This is a genomic window from Flavobacterium branchiarum (assembly GCF_030409845.1).
In the GTDB taxonomy this organism is placed as follows: Bacteria; Bacteroidota; Bacteroidia; order Flavobacteriales; family Flavobacteriaceae; genus Flavobacterium; species Flavobacterium branchiarum.
The window spans coordinates 1,823,030-1,848,757 of the sequence record NZ_JAUFQQ010000003.1; the positions used below are offsets into that span (position 1 = coordinate 1,823,030).

A 25,728-nucleotide genomic window follows, 5' to 3' on the forward strand; every position below is an offset into this window, starting at 1 on the left:
TTGTTTAAATCAGACTTAGGATAATTTTAAACATCAGTGTGATTAATTTTACAAGCATACTTATTGTTATTATAAATAATGAGAATTATCTAACAAAAATATCTAGTTGTATTTGTTTAAAATTGTAAAAATGTAACCTTAATATAATTATATATACAACCAATTTATAACCCCATTTTCATGGGAAGTTATTTTATTAAAGAAATTTTTAGGAGTAAAACCAGTTATTGATTTAAAATCTTTGATGAGGTGCGATTGATCAAAAAAATCAAGTTGATACGTCATGTCAGAAAAATTACTCTTCTTGCGAGCATTAATTTGCTGATGCATTGCTTGACGAAATCTAATAATTTTGCGTAACTCAGATGGGGTTTTTCCAATATGAATATCAAAATGTTTACACAAAGTCTTACGACTTATTTTATATTTATCGGCAAGATACTTAATCGTATAATTGCCATCCGTATATTGCATATCCGCAAGGATAGAACCTAAAAAAGGATGAGTAAATCCTCTAAATTTACTGATGAGGTATTGTTCTAACTTTCTTATTTTTTCTTCTGCCAGTGCAGTATTCATGATTTCCGACATAGACGCAGTAAAATCATTAAACGGATTAAAATAAGAGAAAGATTTTCCGTTATAAAAATTTAAGTTTTTTTCTAAAAATGCATTAATTCCTAGTGGTTTAAAGCTAATCGTAATTTCATGAATATACCCCGGAATATTAATCTCAATGGGTTTTGTATACCCACATATTAACGTAGCAAGCAAAGGATTATCGAGGTTCTTACCAACAGTTAGTTTATTGTTTTCGAATATAAATTCAGGATATTGATTAATAGAAACAATAGAATTTACGTAAGGAAATGTATAATAACTAACATTTTCAGAATCAGCAGATTTTTTAAGAATATAAAAATAATCGATATAATTTTTCAACAATTTATTTTGAGGAACAAAAAGTTTTAGATCCATAAATACAATTAAATAATAGTTGTTTTTTAAATCGATTTGGGGTTCAAATATAATCAAAAAGAGCTATGATTTTTTGTGGTTTTTAAAATTAGAGAAAAAAGAATAATTAAATCTTTATAAGTAGCTATTTCCTGCTATCCGCTATATCTTTTTCTGTCTAAAGAAGCCAGAAAAAGGATGTCGCTACTATCAGGGCTAGAGTTTTCGTTTCAACTAGAGCATTGTGAATACACACAAAAACCTGTGAAGTAGAATAGGTGTTTTTTTGTTTGGAATTTTTAACCCAAACTTGTCTTTCTGAGGAACGAAGAATCGCATCTAGTAGCTCGACAATCTAAGTAAGCCATCTTGCGGAGATTACTTCGTCTATTCGCTTTGGCTCGGGTAATCGTAAGTTTGCGAGTGAATGGAAATAGTATTGTGATTTTTATTAATATCACTTTAGTAGCGCTACTCTTTGCAGGCACCGATATGTTTGCGCAATTAGGTCGTTACAACATAAAAAAACCACCTAGATAATCTAGATGGTTATTATTTTTTTTTATTCATATAAATTATAATGTGCGATTATGCATCATTGCGATTTTTTCAATTTTCTCTTGAGAATCAAAGGCTTTTTCAAAAAAAATATTTTTTTCTTTGGCAAATTTCTCTACTGCTTCCAACTCTTGAATGGTCATTTTAGGACGACCTGCCCAAAAGTTTGTAGATTTTTCTATTTGCTTCTCTACCAAATCTCTTAATTGTTTTGTTTCCATGATATTACAAATATACTGTTTTTTTCTTACTCTATTAATTATGGATTATTTTTTCAAATTAAACAAAATAAACTGATAATCAGCTGTTTTATCTTTATCGTATTTTTCAATACTTTTCACTACAACACCATTATTAAGCGTAGTCAAATCTTTTTTTCGAATTGTTCTTTCGAATTCTTTTCCTTTTCTAAATATTATCTGTTTTTTTTCAATAATCTTTATTACTTCTTCTATTTTACCCCCTGAAATATCTAGATATTTTTCTAAACTAATAATGTTTGAAGATATTTTTTGTTTGTAGAGGCGATGCTTGTGCAAAGTATTCCCAAACAATAAAATTGTGAAATGAGGATTAGAATTGAAAAAATGAAGAATACACATAAAAACAGTTGCCAAAACTTCATCATAATCGTTATTGTTTATTTCAGCTAAATCATTAACTGTGATTATATTTGCAGAATTTTCTAAGTTCCCGAATCTAACATTATACCAGTTAAGACTTTTTTCTACGGGTGAAATAGAAACAATTTTGGTTATTTCCTGTATTCCAAAACTAATGAACCTAAATTGGTAAACCTCATTAATAATTCCTTCAAAACTATAAGTATATGCTTTTTCTAAAAAATCCAAGATCAATTTTTGATTTACTTACAAATATAGTTACATTTTATTTATTTATAAGTATTTTCTTGTTTTTAATTGATGCATTTGTTATGTCTGTTTTGATATCTGTGAGCTAATGTCTTTAGATAACATTAGTTTTTATTAATCTTACTTTAGTAGCACTACTCTTTGCGGGTACGGAAAGAATTTCCGCGCTACCGTTGGGTTGATATATTTGTGTAACCCAAACTTGTCTTTCTGACGAAGGAAGAATCTCCGCAATATAACTAACACAAAGTATTCTTAGATTGTCGAGCTACTAGATGTGATTCTTCGTTCTTCATAAAGACAAGTTTGTGAGTATTCACTCGTTGACGTCGATATATCTGCATAATCAGGTTACTTAAAATTAATAAAGCAGTACCCATAATTGAATACTGCTTTAAGAATGAAAAAGAACTCTTTAGTCTGTAATAACTGTAAGTCCGTTTTTAATAATCGATATATTAATTTTATTTGTATTCAATACGTGCGATTCTCCATCTATCTGAGCATCCAGTTGGGTAACTCCTGGAACTTCAATATCAAGATTTTGAATTAAAGCATGTTCTGCTTTTTTAAATTTCTCAACACTATTGCGCAATACATGATAACCGAAAGCCATTTTCTTGATAAGTGATAATTTAGGAACAATAATTAAATCCAACCAACCATCGTTAAGGCTAGCTTTTGGTGTTAAGCTCATGTTGTAGCCCATTTCATTAGAATTAGAAATGAATAACAAAAACGGTTTTGCATTGATCTTTTTATCATTAAAAGACAATAAAGTATCACGAGTTTTAAATTCTAAACTAGAAGCCAAAGAAGCTTTTACATAGGCAATAAGCGTACGATTTCCTGATTGTTCATATTTTTTTATGATTAAAGCATCGATTCCAATTCCGGTATTGCTAAAGAAATAATGATCATTTATTTTACCGACATCTATAGTAGAAACAGTACCTTTTCGGATAACTTCGACTGCTTTTTCAAATTTTCTAGGAATATTTAAATTCGAAGCCAAACCATTTCCAGAGCCAACAGGAATAATTCCTAATTTTATAGAAGTACCAATAAGGCAAGAGGCAACTTCGTTTATAGTGCCATCACCACCGCAGGCTACTATGTAATCAGGATTATTGGCAACGGCTGTCTTGGTCAATTCAATAGCGTGTTTTTTATGTTTAGTATAATCTATTTCAATTTTAAACTCAGAACTTGGAAAAGTGTTTGTTAAAAAAGTACTTGTAATATTATGTTTACCACTTCCCGAAATCGGGTTAACTATGAAATGGATGTATATCATTATTCTAAAAATTTGTTTATTAAAGTATAATTTGTAACTCGTTGATTGCAATTTAATACCAATTTGATAATCACAACCAACCTGTTATAATTAGCAATATAGTATATATTACCTGATTGGGTGTAATTTTTTCACACATAGAAACATAGTTTGACAAAGTCTAAAAAAGACGTTTCACTTAGGATAAATCACATAAGGCTATGCGAAAAAAATATTTTTCTTGAATCACCTTTGATTATCGATTTTATTCCGATAGCTATTGGAGCTATGTTTCTATGTGTTGAATGCCATTTTTTGAATCGCTTCCAACCGGATATTAAAAAATAAGGCGCAAAATTACTCTTTTTAAAATTTATAACTGTATCCAAATCGAACAACTTGTGTTTCATAATAATCACTACTGTTATAGTTATATCCATTGCCTTGTATGTCTTTTTTAATCACAAGTGTATTTAGGATATCAGTTGCATTAATAAAAATTTCGCCTTTGCCTTTTTGAATTGATTTTTTAGCTCCTAAATCTATTGAGAAACGAGCGTTTATTTTCGCCTGCGGAATAACATCAGGTGCAAGATACACGGCTGCTAGTTGACCGCTAACTGTTTTATTAAATTGAAAAGTATTGTTCCATTTTACATTTCCGGAAACAATCTTTTGCTTTTCGCCAAAGTAGGTTGTTGGAACAGGGTATAAATTGGTTACCGTAAACGCATCTATCTCGTTCTGATACACATTTCCGTTTAAATTAAAAGAGTACCATGAGTTCACTTCGTTAGAATAGATCATTTCTATACCAGTAGAAGCACTTTTGTTAGCATTCTGAAAAACAGCATAAATAAGATTACTGTCAGGTGCAGTAGTTGCAATACGACTAATGGTTCCATTTACGAAACGATGGTAAAGAGATGTAAATAAATATCCTTTGCCAATAGTAGCTTTATAACCAAGTTCAAATGCTGTAGTAAATTGTGGTTTAAGAGCAGGATTACCAACTTTTATAATTTCGGCATCATCGTATTTAGGAAAAATTCGAATATCTACCTCACTTGGTCTGTCGACTCTGCGGTTGTAAAAAGCTGTCAATTTATTATTCTCATTAATTTTATATCCAAATCGAACGCTAGGGAAGGGTTGCGTATAATCGTAACCATCGCTTTTGTAGGTAGGGTGATTCGGATTTACATCATATTTTAATTTTACATATTCTAAGCGCAGGCCAACTTCGGCTTCGATTTTATTGTTTTCGAATATGTAGTTACCATACAATGCAGGAATAATCTCTTTGTAAGTAGCCCAACCACCTGCATCAGGATCCAAAGGAGAATTGATACCTGGGTAAAACTGCATATTTGTTGGAATTTCTCTATTTCTGAATTTTAATCCAGTTTCAAAACGTCCGTATTTTAAAGGCTGAATATAATCAACATTAATGTCAATTACTTTTTCATCAGAAAGTAGTTTAAAAGAATCCTTTCCAGTAAAAGTTGGCATAATGTTGTCAAAGAAATATTTCTCATCTTCTCTATGATAGGTATAATTAATTCCTGCATTTAGTTTGTGTCCCGCTTCTTTAAATTTATGTTGGTAAGAAGCAGAAAGCATTACAGTTGTTTTTAATTCATCTTCAAGAAATTGCCACAAGCGCAAACGTTGCGAATAATCATGATTAAAGAAAGGTTGATCTCCATTATCAATTATCTTTTCGCTTCCAAACATACCAGATAATGCAAAAGTGTTTTGCTCATTATAATTCCAATCAATCCCCGTTTTTAAAGTTGTAAAATGCGTATCACGGTTTCTTTTTGTTTGTTGGTTTACAACAGTACCATCATCATACGTTCGGGTAACAAACTCGTTTTTATTAAGCGTTTCGGTATATAAATAATCTGCTTGTAAATAGGTGTTTATTTTGTTCTTGCGGTAATTTAGCGAAAGCGAAGGATTTATTTTAGGAGTAACTTCGTATTGAGGTCTTATTGTAGGTAAATTGGGCTTACGTTGCCACAAAGCACCATATCCGGATGCAATGCCTACTTTTCCGTTAAAACCTTCTTGTTTGTTCTTTTTGTAAACAATATTGATGATACCGGCATTTCCATTAGCATCAAATTTAGCCGAAGGATTATTGATGATTTCTATTTTTTCAATAGCCGAAGCAGGAATGTTGTCCAATCCTGATTGATTACCAAAACCAGTTAAAGCCGTTTGTTTTCCGTCAATAAGAACCATTACTTTGTCATTACCACGCAATTGTACTTTTCCGTCTTGAACCGTAACACCTGGAAGACTTTGCATAGATTGTAAAACCGAACCACCACTTTGAGTAATATTATCGGCTACAGAAAAGACTTTTTTATCCATTTTGGCATTTACTTCCTCCGTTTTGGAGGCATTTATTAATACCTCATTTAGCGTATTAATATCTTCTTCGAGTTCTAAGGTTGATAGATCTAAAAAGTCTGATAATGTTCCAACAAACAGCGGTTGTGTTTTGGTCTTGTATCCTATGAAGCTAATTTCGAGTATATAATTACCAGAGTTAATGTTCGAAAAAATAAAACGACCTTCTTCATTACTAAGTACTCCTGCAACAAACGTTTGATTCTTAGATGATTTTAAAGTAATATTCACATAAGGGATTGATGTCTTTAAATTCTTGTCTTTTATCATTCCAGAAATTGTGACCGATTTAGTTTGTGCTGTTGTCTTTGAGACTACGAATAATATCAAAGAAAATAATACGATTATGTGTGTTTTCATTGTATTTTAAGATTTGTTTTGCCTCAAAAAAATGACAAAAAAAGTCCTTAGCTAATTATAGAGAATTACTCTATATAGCTTTTATGAATTCTAGTTATTAATTTTTTTTAGTTTATAATGTATCAGAAATAATATTTAAGAGACATTATAAAGGGGAAGAGTTATCGGAACTATTTTTCGATTTCTTTCACGAAATTTCCTTTGTGATCAAAGATTAAATCTTTTTTGTAGATCTCAACTTCATAAAAGACTTTGCCTTTTACATCAGTAATTTTAGCAACCTCTCTGATTTTTTTACGGCGATAATTAACTTTAACGTAAGGTAAAATACTATGTGGTAATTGATCTTTTGTTATTTTAACCTCTGTTTGAATTAGGTTTCCAGAACTATCTAATATAGCCGATTGGACTTCTTTATCATTGGTAAAAGTAACTTCGTAGTTGTCGTTTTCTTTTTCCCATTTAGGATTTGTTGCATCTGGAAATTTTATTAAAAAAGTCGATTTTACGATTCCAGGAACATCTTTTGGAGATAAATACTGTTCCTGAGCCATTGCAAAAGTCGAAATTAATATTGCGAAGAGTGTTACTATTGAAGCTTTCATATGTTTTTTAGTTTCTATTAATAAATCTACAGTTCAAAATTAGATAGTGATTCTGTAGGAACTTTGAATTTTTAAAATTTAACGGTAAAACGATGTAAATTATTTTCAAATCTATAATCTATTTTCCAATGACTTATTTCAGTGATTTTCTTTATAATTGCCATTCCCAATCCGTTTCCTTGCGAAGAAGGATTTGCTTTAGAAAAACGATTAAATAACCTATCTACAACCAAAGGCATTTCCTGACCTGTATTTGAAAAAGTAATAGATTCTCCCGTAATTATAATACTGATTTCTCCATTTTTAATATTGTGTCTAATGGCATTAAGAAACAAGTTATTAATTAGAACTTCAGTTAATGAAGGATTCCCTTCTATTTTAAGTTTTTCAGTATATTCAATAACAATATTGAGGTTTTTAGCTTTTGCTTGTTCCGTAAAAAAGTCAAGATGTTTTTTTAAATATTCATTAATAACAATGGACTGTTTATCAAAATAATTTTCATTTTCAATCTTGGATAATAACAGCAGATTTTTGTTTAATCTATTTAATCTAGAAACATCTTTATTTAGTGAACTCAAAACTTCTGATTGCTCTTTTGATACATCAAGCTGAAAAAGGGTATCTATTTTTGTTTGAAAAAGTGCCAATGGTGTTTGTAACTCATGTGCTGCATTTTCGACAAACTCCCTCTGATTGTTATAAATGTCAGTATTTTTTTCGATAAGACGATCCAAGTTTTTGTTGAGTCTGTTGAACTCTTCAACATCCGTATGCATAAAGTTAGGTTTTTTATTTTTATCTATTTCAAATCCCTGTATCTGATTTAGCGTATCGTAAAAAGGAGCCCAAAGCCTTTTAGATGAAATTTTAGTGATTATCAAAATTCCTAAAAGCAAAATAATAATTACCACTAAAAACAACAATGCGATACTTACAATTAAATCTTCTTTTTCTATCAGATTAATTCTTCCTACGTAGGTATATGGTTGTCCTTTTATTGTTATTGGAGAATTAAGTTCTCTATAAGGTTCGTTTTCATTTTCAAGTTCATCAAAGTAAATTTTATCAATAATGGTGTCTTTGCTAACAATATGAGAAGGTATAATTTGAACATTTCGATTGTACTTATTCCATAAAGAAATATCCTTAATATCAATATTAGGCAATTCTTCTTTTAAGAATTCATCTCTATGCAAAGAGAGCGTTTCATCCGTTTCTTCAATATACAATCGCTCGGTGATGTAGTAAAAAGCAGGAACAGCTATTAGCAGTATAAAAACTGAAAATATCAAAAAATTAGTAGTTGTTTTATTTAGTAGTTTTTTATTCATTGTTCCATTTGTATCCTAAGCCATAAACCGTTTTTATATAATCACCACCTTCGGCATTGTTTAGTTTCTTTTTTAAGTTTTTTATATGAGCATATACAAAATCATGATTATCGAGCATGTCTGCCATGTCTCCCGATAGATGTTCGGCAATAGCGCCTTTAGATAGTACTTTGTTTTGATTACCTATTAAAAACAATAATAAGTCAATTTCTTTTTTTGTGATATCTAGCTTTGTATTATTCACAGTAACCGTTTTAGAAAGAATATCAATTGTAATTTCATTAAAGACGACATTGTTATTTCCTTTAAAGTTTTTGCGTCGGATGAGCGCTTGGATTCTAACTAGTAATTCAGATAAATGAAAAGGCTTTGTCAGATAGTCATCGGCACCAAGATTAAACCCTTCAATACGGGTATCTAGTGTTTCTTTTGCAGAAATAATAATTACACCTTCCGTTTTGTTTCTTCTTTTTAATTCTTTTAATATGTCAAATCCATCACCATCAGGAAGCATTAGATCTAATAATACACAATCATAATCATACAAATCAATCTTGTCAAGTGCATCTTTGTAGGATCCAGAGGTCTCACAATGAATGCCATTGGGCTTAAAATAGCTTTTTATACTCGCCGCTATTTCTAATTCGTCTTCTATTATCAAAATTTTCATAATGCAATTTACTAATTCAATTCTGAATGAAATCTGAATTTTGTTGATTTTAAATATTGAAACTCGTTTTGGCGCATGCCAGATATTTTGAGATAGATGTTATTAGTTTATTAATGAATATTAGACGTTTTGGAAAAAAGTGTAAAAGCACCTTTTTAAGAAAGGGTTTAATAGTATAAAAAACTTTTTTTTTGTTGCACTTTACTATCTTTGGCTATTGTAATTTTATATTGAGAAAGGTTTTGAAAAATAGTCTATTGTTTCTTTTTCTGGTTATTGTTTGTCATACTGCTTCTGCGGATAACAGCGCTGATTCGGTTTTTGTAAAATTGGATTTGGCCTTAAAAAACAAACAGAAATACGTTGCCATAAAAGAAGAACGAATTGCTAATTTTAAGAAAATAAAATCTACAGATCTATCCGATTACCAAGAATATAATTATAACCAAACGGTATACAGAGAATACCAAAAATTCAAATTGGATTCGGCAATTTTATATGTAAAGAAGAATCTTAAGATTGCCAACAATCTACATGAAAAAGATTTAAAAGAAACGGCTCAATTGCAATTAGCAAATCTTTATTCGTCGTCAGGGAGATACCGAGAATCTGAAGAAATCTTAAAAAGTATAAACAAAAAGCTTTTATCAGCGCAGTTACTTCCAGATTACTACGAAGCCTATCGGGAGTTTTTCTCGCATTATTCGACTACTAGTTACAATCCGATGTATATTGAGCAAATTGTAAAATATCGTGATTCACTGTTAGCGCTTTTAAATCCGCAATCGCTGAAGTATAAAATCAATCTAGCCGAAAAGAATATTTCAGAAGGAAAAATTGACAGTACAGAGAAAGACTTGATACAATTGCTAAAAGAAACAAAAGAGGACAATCCGCAATACGCTATGATTGGTTATCTTTTGGGAAGCATTAATAAAAAGAAAGAAAATTTAGAATTTAAAAAAAAGTATTTCGCTATATCTGCAACTGCTGATTTAAAAAATGCAATAAAAGACAACGCTTCTATTCAAGAGCTAGCTTTGGTTTATTATGAATTAGGAGATGTAGATACTGCATATAAATTGACAAAATCGGCAATTGAAGATGCTATTTTTTGTAATGTACAATTCCGTACAATTCAAATGTCAGAAGTATTCTCGATTATTAATACTGCTTATTTAGATAAAGAAGCTAAAAGCAAAAGCCAATTGCAATTGTATTTGATATTGATAAGTGTGCTATCAGTATTTCTTATTTTAGCAGTAATCTATGTTTATAAACAAATGAAGAGGGTTTCTAGAATAAAGGAAGAACTTTCTAAAACAAGTGAAGAACTCGTAAAATTAAATGCTGACATTAGTAATACCAATAAGCAATTACAGGAGCGAAATGGGCAATTGTCTGAATCCAATCATATTAAAGAGGAGTATATCGCGCATTTCTTTAGTCTTTGTTCTACTTACATCAATAAGCTAGAAACATACCGCATTACTTTAAATAAAAAAGCTACAGCCAAACAGTTTGATGAATTGTATAAGATTTTGAAGTCAAATACTTTGGTTGATAATGAGCTAGAAGAACTATATAAAAATTTTGATACGATATTTTTAAATCTGTATCCTACTTTCGTGAAAGACTTTAATTCATTGCTTATTGCCGAAGAACAGATTGTACTTAAGCAAGGAGAGTTGTTAAATACAGAATTACGAATTTTTGCTTTAATACGACTTGGTATTAATGACAGTGTGAAAATTGCAGCTTTCCTTCGTTACTCTTTAAGCACCATTTATAATTATCGTACAAGAGCGAGAAATAAAGCCGTAGTTTCTCGTAATGATTTTGAAGAAATGGTTGTTAAAATCGGTTTAATTGCTACTAAAGCGCAATAATTTATTTCATTTTTACTACTTTTTTCACTTCTTAAAAAGTGTTAACTTGTTTGTTTGTAGGTGTTTGTGTTTTTAAATTGCTACTTTTCTTAAATAGGGCTTTCTAATTATACTATATCGTTTTAGTTTTACAATATAATTGCATCATCTTATTTAAGATTAAGTAAGATTTAAGCTTTGTCATTATATTAAAATAAATTATTAATAAATAAGTAGTTATGTTTAGAAACATTAAAGCAGTTGTTGTTTTACTCTTATTAGGTACATTCGGGATGAATGCACAAAATAAAGTACCCGTTTATCTTGATGATAAAAAGCCAATTCAAGAGCGTGTCGAAGATGCACTTGCGCGAATGACTTTAGAAGAAAAAATAGCAATGGTACATGCACAATCAAAGTTTAGTTCTCCTGGAGTACCACGTTTGGGAATTCCTGAATTTTGGATGACAGATGGACCTCATGGTATTCGTTCAGAAGTTTTGTGGGATGAGTGGGATCAAGCCGGATGGACAAATGATTCATGTATTGCATTTCCAGCACTTACAGCTCTTGCAGCAACTTGGAATAAAGAAATGTCTTCATTATATGGTAAATCAATAGGTGAAGAAGCACGTTACCGTAATAAAACTGTTTTATTAGGACCTGGTGTAAATATTTACAGATCACCTCTTAACGGGCGTAACTTTGAATACATGGGTGAAGATCCGTTCTTGGCTTCAAAAATGGTAGTACCTTACATTAAAGGAGTACAACAAAACGGTGTTGCTGCTTGTGTAAAACATTTTGCTTTAAACAATCAAGAAACAAACCGTCATACAGTAAATGTAAATGTAGATGATCGTGCATTGTACGAAATATATTTACCAGCATTTAAAGCTGCTGTTCAAGAAGGTGATGCTTGGACTATAATGGGATCTTATAATAAATACAAAGGACAGCCTAACTGCCATAATGAGTTTTTATTAAATGATATTCTTCGTGGAGAATGGGGATTTAAAGGAGCTGTTGTTGCCGATTGGGGTGGTGTTAGTAACACACGACAAGCAATTACAAATGGTTTAGACATGGAGTTTGGAACATGGACAAATGGTTTATCTGCAGGAACAAGTAATGCTTATCAAAATTATTATTTAGCAAAACCTTATTTGGATTTGATTAAATCTGGAGAAGTAGGAACTAAAGAATTGGATCAAAAAATCCGTAACATACTTAGATTAGCTTTCCTTACAACAATGGATAAAAACAGACCATACGGTTCGTTTGGAACAGAAGAGCATGGTTTAGCTGGTCGTAAAATTGCTGAAGAAGGAATTGTTTTGTTGCAAAACAAGAATAACATATTGCCAATTAATCTTAACAAAACGAAGAAAATTGCTGTTATTGGAGAAAATGCAATCAAGATGATGACTGTTGGTGGAGGTAGTTCATCATTAAAAGCTAAATATGAAATTTTACCATTAGATGGTTTAAAGAAAAGAGTAGGTACACAAGCCGAAGTTATATATGCTCGCGGCTATGTAGGTGATGCTGAAGGTAATTACAACGGGGTTGCTTCAGGGCAAGATTTGACTGAAAAACGCCCAGCAGACCAATTATTAGCTGAAGCTATAGCAGTTGCCAAAAAAGCTGATATAGTATTGTTTTTTGGTGGATTGAACAAAAGTAATTATCAAGATGCAGAAGGAGTAGACCGTACAAGTTTAGAGCTTCCATACAATCAAGATAAAATTATTACTGAATTACTTAAAGTAAATAAAAACGTAGTATTCATAAATATCTCAGGGAATGCTGTTGCAATGCCGTGGGTAAATGAAGTACCAGGAATTGTACAAGGATGGTTTTTAGGATCAGAAACAGGTAATGCTTTGGCATCTATTTTAGTTGGTGATGCTAATCCTTCAGGAAAATTACCATTTACTTTCCCAGTTAAACTAAAGGATAACGGAGCTCATGCTTTGGGAGAATTCCCAGGAAAAGAAGAAGTGACTTATAACGAAAGTATTTTTGTTGGATACCGTTGGGCAGACAAGCAAAAAGTAAAACCATTGTTCAGCTTTGGACATGGATTAAGCTACACAACTTTCCAATACGGAAAAGTTACTGCTGATGCAAAAACAATAACAGCAGCTGATAAGATTACATTTACTGTAAACGTTAAAAATACAGGGACTAAAGATGGTTCAGAAATAGTTCAGTTATACATTACAGATTTAAAATCTTCATTACCACGTCCTATCAAAGAATTAAAAGGATTTGAGAAAGTAAATCTAAAAGCGGGTGAAGAAAAAACAGTTTCTATAACAGTTGATAAAGCAGCTTTAAGCTTTTTCGATCCTGTTAAGCATGACTGGGTTGCTGAACCAGGTGACTTTGAAGCATTAATAGGAGCTTCTTCTACAGACGTTAAAACGAAAGTGAAATTTACTTTAAAATAGTTTTACAAAAGATACTTTTTGAGGTTTCATAATTAGTACTTCAATGGTTGGTTATTTAGTTTATATAATCCCGATTGCCTTTTGGTAATCGGGATTTTTTTGCTTAAATTTACTATGTTAGATTTATTTGTAATAAATTGAAATTCATTTGTTTATGTTGGTTTAGTCATGAAATGAGAATAACCTAAAGCAGAAGAGCTCCATAGTAGAGAGAAATATATAGAATTTAAAAGTTAAACCGATTGTTCTTAAAATATTTATTAATCGTAAAGTAGAATTGCTTTGCATTTAAAATCAAAAAACATGAAGAACTTTATCCAAATAATTTTTATAGTTTGCTTATTCACAGGTTGCAAAAAAGAAGAGAAAAAAGTAACTGATGAAAAAAAAGTTACTACTATTGAAAATGATAGTGGTATTATAAAAACAGCCGAAATAGCTTATCTGTATGGTTTACCATTAGTATTAACGGATATTACTCGCAGACAATCTACTAACGTAGAAGAGGCGGGGAGCGCAGGAGCTCCAATAAATCAGTTTGCTCATAAATCTACATTTCCCGACGCAACTCTTAAAAATGGCGGGCAACTTAATGCCGACACTTATTATTCGTCAGCTTGGCTAGATTTAGGAAAAGGCCCAATGGTGCTTTCCGTTCCAGATACTTACGGTAGGTATTATCAGCTTTCTATGCAAGATGCTTATACCAATATTTTTTCTACCGTAAACAAAAGAACCACCGGAACAGGAGCAGCTAATTTTTTTATAACAGGTCCAAAATCAACAGAGCCAATTCCTATTGGAATGCAAGAAATTAAATCACCAACCAATATAGTGCGAATTAATAACCAAATTCAAATTAATAGTTATGTTGATGGACTGAAAGTATATAAGCTACAACGTCAGTTTAAATTGATCCCTTTGAGTAGTTGGGCTACAGACTATGTTGCTCCAAAAGGCAAAATTGACTCTTCGATTCCCAAAGATTCTCCAAATGATATTGTTTCTAAAATTCCTATTGGTGAGTTTTTTAATTATGTAAATCAGTTGATGGCTAATAATCCGCCAAGTGACAAAGATGCCGAAACAATAAAAAGGTTTGCTACAATTGGTATTAAACCTGGAACTAAATTTAATTTGAGCACTTTAAGTAGTTCGGTACAAGCAACGTTACGATCACTTCCTGATAAAATGTTGAGTGAATTGAATAAAGAGTCAACAACACTTCCAAAAGTTGAAAACGGATGGACACCAATAGATTTAAAATTAGGAGCATTTGGAACCGATTATAAACACAGAGCGCTAGTTTCATATCAAGGATTAGAAATTAATTTACCCCAAGATATGATTAGTTCATCCTGTATTGTTGATGAGGTTGGAGATAAATTAAATGGATCCAATAAATACACGATTCATTTTAATCAAGATGAGGTTCCGCTAGCAAATGCCTTTTGGTCATTAACCGCTTATAATTCAAAAGGAGCATTTGTAGCTAATCCGATGAATCGTTTCACAATAGGCAATCGAGATTCGTTAATTAGAAACGCTGATGGTTCGATAGATATTTATTTCCAAAGAACATATCCAGGGAAAATTCGAGAAAATAATTGGCTACCCGTATCATCAGGAGATTTCAATATTGTATTGCGAGTATATTCTCCAAAAGAACAAATGCTAAAAGGAAAATGGATAATTCCCTCTATTAAAAAGATAGTTCCTATTGCCCCAGTTTCTCAATCAGCGCCGGTGACTGTTGCAGCGGTTGAGTAGTTTGTTTTTAGTATTCAGTCTCAGTATTCAGTCTCAGTATTCAGTCTCAGTATTCAGTCGCAGTGTTCATTCTCAGTATTCAGTCGCAGTGTTCAGTCTCAGTGTTCAGTCGCAGTATTCAGTCTCAGTATTCAGTCTCAGTATTCAGTCTCAGTATTCAGTCTCAGTATTCAGTCTCAGTATTCAGTCTCAGTCTCAGTGTTCAGTATTCAGTCTCAGTCTCAGTCTCAGTCTCAGTCTCAGTTCTGAGTCGAAGAGCAGTCGCAGTTTACAGTTTACAGTTTTTTAATTGTAAACTGTTTTTACTGCGACTGTAAACTGAAAACTGAATACTGCGACTGTTGACTTTGTATTCTCAGTCTCAGTTTACAGTTTTTTAATTGTAAACTGTTTTTACTGCGACTGTAAACTGAATACTGTAAACTGAATACTGTGACTGTAAACTGAAAACTGAAAACTGCGACTGTAAACTTTGAACCTCAATACCTCAACACCTTTTAAAAACAATTATGAGATTCTTAACGCACTTTAGTTCGTAAAATTCCTTAATTTAACAAAAGTTAAAATTTAAGTTTTATGAAAAATTCAAGACTCCAATCCTTTATACCTCTTTTTTATCTCGTTTGGTCAGATGATCTTTTAACTCAAAAAGAGTTTGTTACTTTGCAAGAATTTATCCGTTCACAAAATTGGCTTACAGAAGAAGACAAGGAGGTTTTACTATCTAAAATTGATATTTCAGTACCACCATCGAGAGAGCAACTTACAAATTGGAAACTTGATATCGAAAAAAGTATTCAAGATAAAGAATCTATTAAAACTATATTTGATATTGTTGTAGCCCTTTCGGGAGATGATCAAAATCTTAAAGAATTAGAGCCTGCTTTTGCAAAACTTGAAAATGATCTTGGCGTTTTTGGTGAAGAAGCTATTGGAGCTTTCAAAAAAACAGCAACTTCATTCACTTCAAATTATAAAACGGAGAGTAGTTTTGATACTAAAATTCTAACAGAGATTCTTGATGGCGAACAAGCTTCGATTATAAAAAAAGTAAAATCAGTTATAAGCAAACCTGAATTTGCCTACGAAACTTCTACAGATATTAATGTATATCGTGCAAAAGTATTTGAATGGTGCAAAATCTTAGCCAAAGAAAATTTAGGCAATATGGCTTATCCAAAGCAATATGGTGGAGGAGAAAATATAGCCGATTATTTTGCGATTATGGAAACGCTTAGTTATCATGATTTGAGTTTGGTGATTAAGTTTGGTGTACAATTCGGACTTTGGGGAATGAGTGTACAATCGCTGGGAACAGAAAAACATTACAGCAAATATTTAAAAGATATTGGTTCATTAAAAATACCAGGTTGTTTTGCTATGACCGAAACGCATCATGGCTCGAATGTTAAAGGACTTGAAACGACAGCTACTTATAACTACGACGAGCAGACGTTTACTATTCATACACCAAATACAAATGCTCAGAAAGAATATATTGGTAATGCAGCTGTACATGGGCAAATGGCAACTGTATTTGCGAAACTAATAATCAACGATGTTGATTATGGTGTAAATGCTTTTATTGTGCCTTTAAGAGAAGCAAATGGCAATGCCATAAAAGGAGTCACTATTGGTGATTGCGGTCATAAAATGGGATTAAACGGAGTCGATAACGGTACAATCAGTTTTGATAATGTAGTTATTCCAAAAGAAAATATGTTAGATAGATTCGCTTCTGTAAACGAAAAAGGCGAATTCGAAAGTCCAATACCAAGTGATAACCGACGATTTTTTACCATGCTTGGAACATTAGTTGGTGGACGAATAGGAATTCCACGTTCGGCATTGGCAGCAGCTAAATCAGGATTAGCAATTGCAATTAGATATAGCGATCAACGCAGACAATTTGGACCAGAAGGGGGTTCAGAAGTTCCTATTTTGAATTATCGCATGCACCAACGCCGATTGATTCCACAACTTGCAAAAACCTATGCCGTACATTTTGCTTTGCAATATCTTACGAGTCGTTTCTTAAACAAAACAGAATCTGAAATGCAGGAAATTGAAGCTCTTGCTGCCGGAATGAAATCGTATTCAACTTGGAGTACGAGGGATATTTTGCAAGAATGTCGTGAAGCCTGTGGAGGTAAAGGGTATTTGTCTGAGAATAGAATAGACGCTTTAAAAAATGACACTGAAATCTATACCACTTTTGAGGGAGATAATACAGTATTGATGCAATTGGTAGCTAAAAATCGCTTATCTGAATTTAGAAAATCATTTGGAGAGATGGGAGCAGTGGGAATCATTAATTATGTATATGAAAATGCAAAAACTGTAATTTCTGAGAAGAATCCAATTGCTACTCGTAAAACAGATGATGCACATTTATTGGATAATGAGTTTCATTTATTAGCATTTCAGCACCGAGAAAAAACGACTTTAGCATCTGCGGCTAAGCGTATAAAAAAACTTATCGATAGCGGATTGGAACCGTATGATGCATTTAATGTGGTACAACACCAAATGATTGATGTAGCTCAAGCGTATCTAGAGCGAATTGTTTTAGAACAGTTTCAAGTTGCTGTAGAATCTGTTAAAGATGAAAGTGTAAAAGCTATTCTATCAAAATTATGTCAATTGTATGCTCTTGCTCAAATAGAGAAGAATAAAGGCTGGTATCTTGAAGATGGATATATGGAAGCTGTAAAAACAAAAGCAGTACGTAAAATGGTTAATCAGCTTTGTTGGGATATAAGACCAGATGCTGTTTCGTTGGTCAATGCTTTTGATATTCCTGAAAGTTGTCTTGCTGCGCCGATTTTGAAATAAGTTTGCGATAAAAAATGGAAGATATTTTTTTGTCATTCTGAGGAACGAAGACCCGAAAGCGATTAGACGAAGTAATCTCACCGTGATATAAAACAAAGTAGCTCGACAATCTGGAGTTACTTTCCTTTAGTTTCTTATGCAGATTGACAAGTTTGTGATAAAAAATGGAACGCGGATTAAACGGATTTAAGCGGTTTTGAAGACCCGAGATAGTGATTAGACGAAGTAATCTTTGCAAAGAGCTGAAGTAAGCTAGCTCCAGATTTTCGAGTTACTAAAGGATGTTCTTCCTTCGTCAGAAATACAAGTTTGTGAGTAATGGAACGCTGATGACGCGGATTTAAACGGTCTTTTGTCATTCTGAGGAATGAAGTAATTTCACCATGAAATAAAACAAAGTAGCCCCAGATTGTCTAGTTACTAAAGGAGATTCTTCCCACGTAAGAAGAATAACAAGATTTGGAATAAAAAATACGCCCCTCAGAGGCTTTGTTCCTTTGCGCCTTAATACCTCAAAGCCTTTGTCTTTGGACTAATTTATGTGTTCCTTCCTTCGTCAGGAAGAAAAGATTGTCTAAAATAGTAAAAGTATAGGTACTTAAAAAAAAATTACATTTTCCCAACCAACATGCCTAATGTTTGTATCGACTGTCTTATTTCGTTGCTCCAAGGCAATCCAAAACTTAATCGCATGCAGTTGTAAAATTGGTCTTGAAAAGTAAATATCCGTCCAGGTGCTATACTGATATTGTGTTGCATAGCGAGTTGGTATACTACTGCGGTGTCTATTTTTTTATCCAATTCTAACCATAGAAAAAATCCTCCTTGTGGCTGGCTGACTTTGGTTCCTGCAGGAAAAGATTCTAATATTGTATTGATATAATTAATACTGTTATGATGTAAAATTTGACGTATTTTCCTAAGGTGGTTTTCATATCTACCATTTTTAAGAAAATCAGCAACTACTTCGTGAGTAATTGTAGTACAGGAAACGGTATGGTATAATTTGGTGTGTAAGATTTGTTTTTTGAATTTCCCTGGAGATACCCAACCCACTCGGTAACCTGGAGCTAATGATTTTGAAACGGAGTTACAGCAAAGCACAATGCCGCTTTCATCATAGGTTTTACAGTTAGTTGGCCTACTACTGCCGAAGTATAAATCACCATGAATATCATCTTCGATAAGTGGTACATTGTAATGCTCCATTAATCGAACAACTTCTTTTTTATGCTCAACTGGCATCATACTCCCAGATGGATTACTAAAGTTGCTCATTAATATACAAAGTGTAATTTTATTGGTAGATAGGGCTTTCTTTAGTGCATCAAGTTCTATTCCTGTAGTCATATTAGTTGGTAGCTCCATTATGTACAAACCCAATGATTTTGCCAGTTGGAGTATTCCGAAGTAAACAGGACTCTCTGTAATAATGGTATCTCCAGGCTTTGTTAATGTCATTAAGCAATGAGATATTGCACTAATACATCCCTGAGTTGTTATTACATCATCTTCGGTTAAGCTGCCTCCCCAAGTAAAAGACCATCGTGCAATTTCTTTTCTTAGATTAAGATTTCCCTGTACTTCATCATAACCAGTTGCGCTATTTGGAAATTGACGCATAGCTTGTACCATTCCTTTGTTTAGTTTGGCAATAGGAAGTAGCTCATTAGATGGAAAACCTAGTGAAAGCATCGTTACATTTTTATTCATCATGCTACCATAAACAAGATCGATTAAATCTTCACGTTCAATATTAGCACAACTTATTATAGGGCTACTTGGTGAAGGTACAGCGATTGTTCGTGACGAAATATTACTCACATAATAACCCGATTGTGGTCTAGATTCTATAAGAGAACGACTCTCCATCTCATAATAAGCCTTGCTAACTGTACTCATACTGTATCCAGTTTCGGCACATACTTCTCGTATAGAAGGGAGTTTATCACCTACATTAAAAAGGCCTGATTTGATTTGTTTTTCAATTCGGTCGGCAAATTGCAAATATAAATAGTTGGAATTTTTCATTTTTAAAAGGATAACTGTTGCGCTGCAATTTAATAAAACTGTATCTGTATTGCTATTTTATTTTCTAGAAATTTGCGGTATCAAAATAAGATAAATAAAAACTTCTCATGAAGAATTCGAAATATTACCTAGCAGCTATTACTGCATATACAATCTGGGGTTTTTTTAGTCTCGTACTAAAGCCAATACATTCTTATTCATCGTTGGATATTTTATTCTATCGTGTTTTTAGCTGTAGCATTTTATTACTACTTATTTCTTTTGTTTTTAAAAGAAAAAAAATCAAAGAAGCTGTTGCAACTTTTAAAGCATTATCACTTGAAAAAAAGCGTAAAACTGTTTTGCTGAATATAGGAGGTAGCATATTTTTAACAGCTAATTGGTTTACATTTATATATGTAATGAATCATGTGAGCGTTAAAGCAACATCACTAGCGTACTTAGTTTGTCCAATTTTAACGACTTTATTGGCTTACTTTATATTGCATGAAAAATTATCAAAAACACAATGGATATCAGTAGGATTGAGTATTACTGGTTGTTTGCTTTTGTCTTATGCGAATATCATGGATATGTTTTTTAGTATAATAATCGGATTAACTTATGCGAGTTATTTGGTAAGTCAGCGAGTTAATGTAGGTTTTGATAAGTTCATAGTACTGACTTTTCATATTACTTTATCTGCATTGTTTTTATTGCCGTTTTTCCCTGCTTATAGCGGACCGATTCCTACTGAATTTAAATTTTATTTGTGTATAGAAATTATAGCCCTTGGCTTTACAATTATCCCATTATTACTGAACTTATTTGCTCTTACAGGTCTTAACTCATCTACAGTAGGAATGTTATTGAATATTAATCCGATGATTGCTTTTGGATTGGCAACTTTTGTATATCATGAACAAAGCGGACCTTTACAGATTTTATCATACAGTATTATTTTTATTTCGGTATTTATTTTTAATTCGCATCACATTTTTAAAAATAAACCAAATGAGATACCAATAACTAGTGGAGCTGATAAATGAATTGATTAATTTTTACTAGCAAGTAGTTTATCAATACTCCAATTGTAAAATGGAATTGTTGCCAATAGTAAAGATGCGGCGCTTGCTGTAAATACGGAATAATTAAATGGTGCTCTGTAGCCTGCAAAAAGTAGCATGCTTAAAGCAAATGATAATGTTAGTAGAAAGCTTCCGTAAGCAGTTATTTTTATTTTGAAACCAATTATAAGTAATACACCAAATATAATTTCTGCTGCTGTTGCAATTACCCCCATAATGTTAGCCATATTATGATTTAGGTAAGGTATCAAGGAATTAGTATAATCGACAAAATTGGTCCAATTACCCCAGCCTACGTTCGGCTCACCCGCAGCGCCAAGCATTCCTAATCGATCCAATACTGGTAATATAAAACCAATTCCTAATGCTAACCTTAGAAAAAGTTGCGCTAATTGTTGTGTGTTTTTCATTTGTATATATTTCTAAAATAGCATTGTTATTCCTTGTTTACTACATAGTCATTATTCAATTTCATTTTATTAAAGTTTTACTTTAGAATAATAAATTTAATGATTTAGATTTAAATGAATTGGTTTGGCTATAAAAAAATAAGTCTTCAGCTTAATTTTTAAACTGAAGACCTATTTATGATTAACTTATTTAAAATAATTAATTGCAATTTCCGTCTGGAGTACAAGATTGTCCATCGATTATATCAAACTTTGTTTCAGGATTTTCTTTTCTCCATTCGCCAAATGATTTCTCTAAAGTTTGCAAAAATGTATCAGGAGATTGTGCTCCATTTATAGCATATTTTCTATTGAAAATAAAAAATGGCACTCCATTTATACCAAGTTGTTGTGCTTCTTCTACATCGCTTTTCACTTTATCAGCATATTCGTCATTGGTTAATGATTCTTTTACATCTTCTGTAGTTAAACCAATGTCCTTTCCTAATTCTTCTAAAACTTGTGGATCTCCAAAGTTTTTTCCTTCTGTAAAATAAGCATAAAACAAGCGCTCTTCGGCTTGATCACCAAGGCCTTTTGTTTTTGCTAACTGTATCATTCGGTGAGCATTGAATGAATTGGCTACAACTGCATTATCAAAGTTGTATTCTAATCCTGCATTTTTAGCCGTTTGAACTACACCTTGATGCATTCTTACTGAATCGTCGTAACTAATTCCTTTTCTATTAGCAAGATATTCGTAAACATTTTCTTTTTTGTCAAAGTGCTCAGGAATATGTGGATCAAGCTGAAAGCTTTTCCATACAATTTCTATATCCTTGTTAGCAGCAAATTTGTTAAGTGCAGTTTCATAATTTCGTTTTCCAATGTAGCAAAACGGACACATGATATCACTCCAAACTTCTACTTTCATTTTTGGTGTTGCTATTATTTCCATGTTTTTTTATGTTTTAAGTTAGAAAGCTGCTTACTTAAATGGGTCAAAGTAAGCAGCTTTCTTGTGAAACGTATTACTTGTTTCTGTAATTTATTAGATAACTAGTTCAGCTAAAGCTTCTTTAGTAAAGCCTTTTAGTTCTTCCGTTTTTCCTTGTTTTATTTTAGCAACCCAATTTGGATCAGCTAATAGTGGTCTTCCAACTGCTACAAGGTCAAAATCACCTCTATCCATACGTCTAGTTAATTCGTCTAAAGAGGTTGGTTCTGAACTTTCGCCTGCAAATGCTCCAAAGAAATCATTTGAAAGACCTACAGAACCTACAGTAATTGTTGGTTTCCCTGTGATTTTTTTCGCCCAACCAGCAAAGTTTAAGTCGCTACCTTCAAATTCTGGTTCCCAAAAACGGCGTTGTGAACAATGTAGGATATCTACACCAGCATCAACTAGTGGCGCAAGCCAAGCTTCCATTTCCAGTGCATTTTTGGCTAATTTATAAGTATAATCAGCAGGTTTAAATTGCGAAAGTCTAATGATTATTGCAAAATCTTCACCTACTTGTTTTCGTACTTCTTTGATAACTTCTACAGCAAAACGTGTACGTTCAGCAAGCGTTTTACCACCGTAAATATCTGTTCTTTGATTTGTTGCATCCCAGAAAAATTGATCTATAAGATAATCATGTGCTCCATGAATTTCGATACAATCAAAACCTAATCTTTTAGCATCTGCCGCGGCTTGTCCAAAAGCAAGAATAGTATCTTCGATATCTTTTGTAGTCATGCTAGTACCATTGCTAAAACCAGGTCTGTTTAGTCCAGATGGCCCTTCAAAAGGTACTGGAGGAACCCATCCTGAATGGTGGTTATCCATGATTCCCATATGCCAAATTTGTGGACCCATTTGCCCACCAGCAGTATGAACATCATCAATTACTTTTTTCCATCCTGCTAATGCTTTATCACCATAAAAATGAGGAACATTAGCATCATTTGATGATGAAGGTCTGTTAATAACTGTTCCTTCTGATAAAATTAAACCTACTTCACCTTCAGCTCTTTTTTGATAGTATTTTGCTACTTCATCTGTTGGGACTCCATTAGGGGAAAATGAACGCGTCATAGGCGCCATTACAATTCTATTTTTAAGATCTAACGTCTTTAATTTAAAAGGCGTAAATAAACTATCTGTACTCATATTAATGCTCTTTTTATAAATTGAATTCTATTATTTTACTTAGTTCTGTAAAAGCTTTTTCATTACGTCTGTAATAAGTCCATTGTCCAACACGAGTTGATTCTATGAATCCTGCACGTTGAAGAATAGATAAATATTCGGAAACAGTCGATTGCGTAAGCCCAGACTTTGCTTGTATTTCTCCAACACATACACCATGCTCAAAGCCACAAGGTTGTTGCATCGGAAAATTTATTTCTGGTTCTTTTAGCCATTCCAACATAAGAAGTCGGGACTTGTTTGATAATGCTTTAAATATTTCGATGTGTTCCATAGCGCAAAGATATCGAGTTTTTCCGATATGTCAATATACAAAAACGTATTTAGCAAAATTTTATGATTGTAACGATGTAGTTAACTTGTTGTAGTATAATTAAGTAGTGTGGTTTTACAGTGCCTTCCTAACAGATTGTATAAACCTGTTAGGATGTAAGAGGGAAGGATTTCCTTGTGAATTTATTTTTGAAGCTCCAATTCTTCAATGATTTGTTTTTTCATTGTTGTATGGATGTAATCTTTAGTTTCGGCATAAGATATTTTATACTTACGCGGCATATCTTGTAGGTGGGTAGGGAATGTAGCTAGTAACTTATCGTAATATATATCCAATTGATTTTCGTCGGGCATTTCAAATTTCAATCGTATTTGGAATCTCCTTAACAATGCTGTGTCTATGATGTTATAGTGATTTGTTGCACATATAAGTAGGCTATCATCTGGAAAATAATCAATTAGTTGAATAATTGTATTTACTAGTCTGCGCATTTCGCCTACATCTTTATCATCGCTTTCACGACTTTTTCCAATTTGGTCAAATTCATCCAAAAATAAAACCGCTTTTTCTCTACTCGCTTTATCAAATAGTGCCTTAATGTTTTTAGAAGTTTCACCTATTCGCGCATTAATTAATGTGCTAAGATTAATTATTATAATATTCTTATTTAGTGCAGTTGCAATTGCTTTTGCAGTGGTTGTTTTCCCACAACCCGAATGCCCATGCAAGAATATCTTATTATCTACTTTAAGATTGTATTTCTTTAATTCGTCAAGATATTGATGTTCTTTTATTGTTTGTGATAAGGCAGCTCTATTTTCTTCACTGAAAAGTAAATCGCTCAAGGCTATTTTTTCGGTATCGTTTACGGTAAGTTCGTATAGATTCATCTCATATTAATTTGTTGCAAAATTATGGTTTATTCTGCAATATTTTCATTCCAGATTTCTTTTCCTAAAAATCGGTTTCCGAAGATTGATGTACCTATTCTTACTATGTTAGATCCTTCGGCAATAGCTAATTCTAGATCTTGTGACATTCCCATAGAAAGGAGTAGTTTATTTTGATTTTCTATTCCCTCGGCATAAATTTGATCTCTTGTTTCTCGGAGTAATCTAAGTGATGGTTGCATTTTCTCTTTTTGTACATCTAACAATCCAATTGTCATTAATCCTTTTATATTCAGAGTGTCATGTTTTTTTATTTCTTTGATAAATGCAACGACATCATTTGGAGCAAGTCCAAATTTACTTTCTTCAGACGAAGTGTTTACTTGTACATAGACATCTAGAATCTTTCCTTGTTTTTGTAGTTGTTTGTCTAACTCCTGAGCTAAGCTAAGTCTGTCTAAAGATTGAATGCATGTAGCATATTTTAAAACATCTTTTATTTTATTGGTTTGCAGATGTCCTATAAAATGGCGTTCGATGTTTAGTCCTTGTAGTACTAAATTTTTATCTCGCAATTCCTGCATTTTATTTTCACCAATCAAAAACTCACCTGCTTCAATAGCTATACGAATGTCATTGGCTGGGACAGTTTTAGTTGCTAATAATAATTGTATACTCGATCGGTTTCGGCCAGATAGTATACAAGCTTTTTCGATGCGATCATGGACTTTTTTTAGATTTGAAATTATGATTTCTTTCATTTTGCAAAGTTAAGTAGTATTGATTTTTAGGAGTTAGTCCAGTTTTATTTTAACTACGGGTCCAGTTTTTTGGTTTAATATTTTGATTATAAAAGTTGTAATAAAAAGCATTTATTTAATGCATAACTTTAAGGTTACTA

At 32.4% G+C, this 25,728-nt stretch carries 20 protein-coding genes; 5 read left to right on the top strand and 15 right to left on the bottom strand.

Annotated elements, in window-relative coordinates:
* Positions 1-147 precede the first annotated feature (147 nt).
* The 8 genes from QWY99_RS08740 to QWY99_RS08775 form a co-directional block, all read right to left on the bottom strand.
* Complete coding sequence (locus QWY99_RS08740; protein ID WP_290263822.1) at positions 148-978, bottom strand: helix-turn-helix domain-containing protein; 831 nt, start codon at positions 976-978, stop codon at positions 148-150.
* 554 nt (positions 979-1,532) lie between these two features.
* Positions 1,533-1,736 (bottom strand): hypothetical protein, encoded by a 204-nt coding sequence (locus QWY99_RS08745; RefSeq protein WP_290263823.1) that lies wholly within the window; start codon positions 1,734-1,736, stop codon positions 1,533-1,535.
* Positions 1,737-1,781: 45 nt separating this feature from the next.
* Complete coding sequence (locus QWY99_RS08750) at positions 1,782-2,366, bottom strand: DUF6934 family protein (protein WP_290263825.1); 585 nt, start codon at positions 2,364-2,366, stop codon at positions 1,782-1,784.
* Between the two features lie 436 nt (positions 2,367-2,802).
* The gene (locus tag QWY99_RS08755) at positions 2,803-3,684 is read right to left on the bottom strand and encodes a diacylglycerol/lipid kinase family protein (RefSeq protein WP_290263827.1); all 882 of its coding nucleotides are present in this window, start codon (positions 3,682-3,684) and stop codon (positions 2,803-2,805) included.
* 345 nt (positions 3,685-4,029) lie between these two features.
* Positions 4,030-6,444 carry a TonB-dependent receptor gene (locus QWY99_RS08760; RefSeq protein ID WP_290263830.1) on the bottom strand — a complete coding sequence of 805 codons (2,415 nt, stop codon included), beginning with the start codon at positions 6,442-6,444 and terminating at the stop codon, positions 4,030-4,032.
* A 170-nt stretch (positions 6,445-6,614) separates the two neighbouring features.
* Positions 6,615-7,049, bottom strand: a complete 435-nt coding sequence (locus QWY99_RS08765) for a PepSY-like domain-containing protein (protein WP_290263832.1) — start codon at positions 7,047-7,049, stop codon at positions 6,615-6,617.
* 71 nt (positions 7,050-7,120) lie between these two features.
* Positions 7,121-8,383, bottom strand: a complete 1,263-nt coding sequence (locus tag QWY99_RS08770) for a sensor histidine kinase (protein WP_290263834.1) — start codon at positions 8,381-8,383, stop codon at positions 7,121-7,123.
* Positions 8,376-9,053, bottom strand: a complete 678-nt coding sequence (locus tag QWY99_RS08775) for a response regulator transcription factor (protein WP_290263836.1) — start codon at positions 9,051-9,053, stop codon at positions 8,376-8,378. The genes QWY99_RS08770 and QWY99_RS08775 overlap by 8 nt, the downstream gene beginning before the upstream one ends.
* Before the next feature lie 242 nt (positions 9,054-9,295).
* Between QWY99_RS08775 and susR the strand changes: the two genes are divergently transcribed.
* The 4 genes from susR to QWY99_RS08795 all read left to right on the top strand — a co-directional run bounded on the left by susR (position 9,296) and on the right by QWY99_RS08795 (position 17,982).
* Positions 9,296-10,942 carry a SusR family glycan utilization regulator gene (gene susR / locus QWY99_RS08780; protein WP_290263839.1) on the top strand — a complete coding sequence of 549 codons (1,647 nt, stop codon included), beginning with the start codon at positions 9,296-9,298 and terminating at the stop codon, positions 10,940-10,942.
* Between the two features lie 218 nt (positions 10,943-11,160).
* Positions 11,161-13,377, top strand: coding sequence for a glycoside hydrolase family 3 C-terminal domain-containing protein (locus QWY99_RS08785; protein ID WP_290263841.1), 2,217 nt, complete (start codon positions 11,161-11,163; stop codon positions 13,375-13,377).
* A 303-nt stretch (positions 13,378-13,680) separates the two neighbouring features.
* Entirely contained in the window at positions 13,681-15,147 is a 1,467-nt protein-coding gene (locus QWY99_RS08790) for a DUF1254 domain-containing protein (RefSeq protein WP_290263843.1), read from the top strand.
* Between the two features lie 576 nt (positions 15,148-15,723).
* The gene (locus QWY99_RS08795; RefSeq protein ID WP_290263846.1) at positions 15,724-17,982 is read left to right on the top strand and encodes an acyl-CoA dehydrogenase family protein; all 2,259 of its coding nucleotides are present in this window, start codon (positions 15,724-15,726) and stop codon (positions 17,980-17,982) included.
* A gap of 609 nt (positions 17,983-18,591) precedes the next feature.
* Here the strand turns inward: QWY99_RS08795 and QWY99_RS08800 are convergent.
* Positions 18,592-20,013 (bottom strand): aminotransferase-like domain-containing protein, encoded by a 1,422-nt coding sequence (locus tag QWY99_RS08800; protein ID WP_290263849.1) that lies wholly within the window; start codon positions 20,011-20,013, stop codon positions 18,592-18,594.
* A 107-nt stretch (positions 20,014-20,120) separates the two neighbouring features.
* Between QWY99_RS08800 and QWY99_RS08805 the strand changes: the two genes are divergently transcribed.
* Positions 20,121-21,041: an EamA family transporter gene (locus QWY99_RS08805; RefSeq protein ID WP_290263851.1), complete on the top strand. Its 921-nt coding sequence runs from the start codon at positions 20,121-20,123 to the stop codon at positions 21,039-21,041.
* A 5-nt stretch (positions 21,042-21,046) separates the two neighbouring features.
* On the opposite strand, the gene QWY99_RS08810 is transcribed toward QWY99_RS08805, so the two are convergent.
* From QWY99_RS08810 to QWY99_RS08835, 6 genes are all read right to left on the bottom strand, one after another.
* Positions 21,047-21,490 (bottom strand): DoxX family membrane protein, encoded by a 444-nt coding sequence (locus tag QWY99_RS08810; RefSeq protein WP_290263854.1) that lies wholly within the window; start codon positions 21,488-21,490, stop codon positions 21,047-21,049.
* A 199-nt stretch (positions 21,491-21,689) separates the two neighbouring features.
* The gene (locus QWY99_RS08815) at positions 21,690-22,427 is read right to left on the bottom strand and encodes a DsbA family oxidoreductase (RefSeq protein ID WP_290263856.1); all 738 of its coding nucleotides are present in this window, start codon (positions 22,425-22,427) and stop codon (positions 21,690-21,692) included.
* Positions 22,428-22,520: 93 nt separating this feature from the next.
* On the bottom strand, positions 22,521-23,624 hold the full coding sequence (locus QWY99_RS08820) for an NADH:flavin oxidoreductase (protein ID WP_290263858.1): 1,104 nt from the start codon (positions 23,622-23,624) through the stop codon (positions 22,521-22,523).
* Between the two features lie 13 nt (positions 23,625-23,637).
* Positions 23,638-23,937, bottom strand: a complete 300-nt coding sequence (locus QWY99_RS08825; RefSeq protein ID WP_290263861.1) for an ArsR/SmtB family transcription factor — start codon at positions 23,935-23,937, stop codon at positions 23,638-23,640.
* A 182-nt stretch (positions 23,938-24,119) separates the two neighbouring features.
* Positions 24,120-24,827 (bottom strand): AAA family ATPase, encoded by a 708-nt coding sequence (locus tag QWY99_RS08830; RefSeq protein ID WP_290263864.1) that lies wholly within the window; start codon positions 24,825-24,827, stop codon positions 24,120-24,122.
* A 29-nt stretch (positions 24,828-24,856) separates the two neighbouring features.
* Positions 24,857-25,588, bottom strand: a complete 732-nt coding sequence (locus tag QWY99_RS08835; protein WP_290263866.1) for a YggS family pyridoxal phosphate-dependent enzyme — start codon at positions 25,586-25,588, stop codon at positions 24,857-24,859.
* Positions 25,589-25,728 lie beyond the last annotated feature (140 nt).